Source organism: Mesorhizobium shangrilense (genome assembly GCF_040537815.1).
Lineage (GTDB): Bacteria > Pseudomonadota > Alphaproteobacteria > Rhizobiales > Rhizobiaceae > Mesorhizobium > Mesorhizobium shangrilense.
The window spans coordinates 2,765-3,918 of the sequence record NZ_JBEWSZ010000032.1 but is presented as its reverse complement, the minus strand read 5'-3'; the positions used below and the strand labels follow the sequence as shown (position 1 = coordinate 3,918).

Genomic DNA, 1,154 nt, shown 5'->3' with positions numbered 1-1,154 from the left:
ACTAATCGTCAGGTGACCATAATGCGGAGGAGCGCGGTCTGATCGGCAGATTTTAGCCGTTTTTGTCCATGTTCCTCCGCATTATTTCAGAGTGTGTCGAGCCAGGCGAGCACGCTCGCATCGCGCTTCCAAGATGGCTGGCCGCCGGGTGTGGTTGGAGCGGCGACCTTTTCCAGGGCTTTCCGCTTCGTTTCCAGATTGGCCCTGGCATAGTGGTTGGTCGTGTCGAGGCTCACATGGCCGAGCCAGCTTCGGATGACCGTAACGTCGACGCCCGCCGAGATGAGGTGCACGGCGGTGGCGTGTCGGAAGGCGTGTGGCGTTACGTGCTTGGCACGCAGCGTTTGCATGGTTTCGGCCGCCGCCTTCACGTAGGCGGCGAGCTTGAACCGGACCCCTGAGGCGCTGAGCGGCTCACCATAGCGGTTGACGAACAGCCGCTGGTCGGACGCTCGCGGTTGCCGTTCAAGCAGTTTCTTCAGCAACATCACGGTTTCCGGCCAGAGCGGGCAGATACGTTCCTTCCGGCCTTTGCCGGTCAGACGCACGCAGTTCGGGCTTTCGAACCGGATTGCTTCAGGGCATAGGTCGAGCGCTTCCTGTATTCGTGCGCCGCTGTTGTAGAGGAACGAGAACAGCGCATGATCGCGCATACCCTCAACGGTCGAACGATTTGGCTGAGCGAGGATCGCCGTCACTTCCGCCGGATCCAGATAGCAAGGTTCCGACACCGGAGCGCGCTTGATAGGGATGTGGAGGATTTCGACGCATTGAGCGATCGATGCGGGATCCCTGGTGGCCACGAAGTGGAAGAAGCTGCGGATCGCGGCAAGCCGGCAGTTGCGCGTGCCGATCGTACCTCCACGTTCACGTTCGGCGTGACGGAGGAACGCGGCGACCTCGCTGGCGGCCAGATCGGCCAGCGTGATCATAGCCACCTTCTTCCCAGCACGCTGTGCAACGAACCGAAGCAATAGCCGCCAGGTGTCGCGGTAGGACCGGACTGTGTGGATGGACGCGTTGCGCTGCTCGACCAGCCATTCATAGAAGAACGCACGCATCAGATCCGGGAACCGATCATCCCTGCTCATGACCGCACCTCCTGCCGCAGATTGAGGCATGGCGCGCCAACTGCCCGGAACCGCTCATTTGCA

General features: G+C 61.3%; 1 protein-coding gene. It reads right to left on the bottom strand.

Annotation, left to right across the window (positions count from 1 at the left end; all coding sequences use genetic code 11):
- Positions 1 to 86: 86 nt before the first annotated feature.
- On the bottom strand, positions 87 to 1,091 hold the full coding sequence (locus ABVQ20_RS40290) for a tyrosine-type recombinase/integrase (protein WP_354465401.1): 1,005 nt from the start codon (positions 1,089 to 1,091) through the stop codon (positions 87 to 89).
- Between the last annotated feature and the right edge of the window lie 63 nt (positions 1,092 to 1,154).

Bases quoted from the DNA above. Each gene is read 5' to 3' on its own strand.
- ABVQ20_RS40290 (WP_354465401.1), bottom strand. From the start codon at position 1,091: ATGAGCAGGGATGATCGGTTCCCGGATCTGATGCGTGCGTTCTTCTAT.